This window comes from uncultured Campylobacter sp. (assembly GCF_938045205.1).
Classification (GTDB): Bacteria; Campylobacterota; Campylobacteria; order Campylobacterales; family Campylobacteraceae; genus Campylobacter_B.
In genome coordinates this window covers 1-1,699 of the sequence record NZ_CALIMY010000083.1, presented here as the reverse complement: position 1 = coordinate 1,699, position 1,699 = coordinate 1, and the positions used below count along the sequence as shown (strand labels likewise).

The 1,699-nt window shown below is 36.6% G+C and carries 1 protein-coding gene; it reads right to left on the bottom strand.

The window, feature by feature from the left end:
- Nucleotides 1–636 precede the first annotated feature (636 nt).
- A partial coding sequence (locus Q0198_RS04715) for an ArsS family sensor histidine kinase (protein ID WP_297895592.1) occupies nt 637–1,699 on the bottom strand: 1,063 nt, incomplete at its 5' end.

The following is a 1,699-nucleotide window of genomic DNA, read 5'->3' as shown; positions in this document are numbered from 1 at the left end:
AAATCCCGTTCTCATTTCGTCGGCTAAATTTCGCCTTAATTTACGCAAAATTTTATCGCGAATCACATCGTTTACGGGGCATGCTACTATTTATATGTATCACGCACTAATTTCATCCGCATTCTTATTTTAATCGCTTAGTTTATATGCAACACTTGCCAATCGCCGCTACGTCGATATACCGCCAAATACCCATACATTATACCTCGCCGACAGAACGCGCTGTCGTTAAATTTCACCCACGCCAAAATCAAAATTTTAAAACTACTCATCGCCACAGTCTTACCAAGCAGCATAAAATTTAACGCCGCGCATCAACCAAAACGATCACGTTTAAATTCAGACGCCCTCATGCCGTACTCTACTAAAATTTTATCTTTTCTACACGACGAAAGAGCCGTTAAATTTTAGCGTGCGTGTGTGAATTCTTCTTCAGCTACCTTATTGTGGCTTCTACGGAGTGACTAAATATCTAAAAAATCTCGGAATTATCATAAACCAAAAAATATAGTGGATGTCGCAGGGGTGTCATTGTACTATTAATAACAGATTTGTTAGGCTTTATAAATGAATTAATCAGCGCAAATAACGAGCTTAAAATGGTTTATAAGTATTAATAATCAAGTTGTTTTTAGATCAAGTGTTTATGAAACATATTAGAAAATTATTTTTACCCTCTTCATGCTTGTATTTTAGGGCATGACCGTGTTTTTTAAAAATTTGATTTGCTATATAAAGCCCAAGGCCAAGTCCTGAATTTGACGTCTCTACCTTTCTGTTAAAAGCTCTTTCAAAATCAAGTCTTTCCGGTTCCAGCTCATCTCCCGTGCTGCTTATACAGACGGCATTTTTATCTATATTTACAAGGACTTTGCCGCTAGAGTATTTTAAGGCGTTATCGATCAAATTTTTAACTCCAGTCGCATAAAGTTCAAAATCAACCTCAACCGCGCTTATTTCCATATCTGCTCGCACTTCTATGCGGCTCGTGTCTTTTAGCAAAAGCATATCTACCGAGTGATCGACGATGTCTATAACTCGGTGCTTATTTTTCTTAAGCTCCCATTGATTAGATACTAGTTTTTCGACCTTGACAACCTCGCCAAGTATCATTTCTAGCCTTATAAAAATTTGTTTTAATCTACTTTTAAATTTATCGTCTTGTAAGATTTCGGCTAGCATATCTGCCATGATTCGCCCCTTCATTATCGGGTTGCGAAATTCGTGCAAGATGTTACGTAAAAATAGCGCTCTAGCCTGTTTTATCGCATCTATTTTTTGCATCGTCGTATTAAATTCGCCCGCGATTTGACCTATTTCATCATTTGCTTCTACTTTTAGCAGTCTAAATTTGTCTTCTTCTCCAGCTCTTCTTATCATATTTTTTAGATTTCTGAGTCTCAGCAATTTTTTTAAGACGACTATGAAAAATGCGGCCATTACGATATTTACTATAAGCCAAAGTATCCAAATACTATGTGAAGAAAGCTCTTGTAAATTTTCTAAAGGCAGATCGTTTTTTGCAATGTCATCTTTGATTGATATATTAAGCCCGGCTGCGTCCATAATACGTGAAAACATCTTAGGATCTATGGAAGAAAATCTAGGTACAAAGTAGAGCTTTTTGTTGTATCTTATCATATCGGCATACGAATCGCTAAAAATTTTCTCACCATTTTGCCTGATCTCATTTGGATCG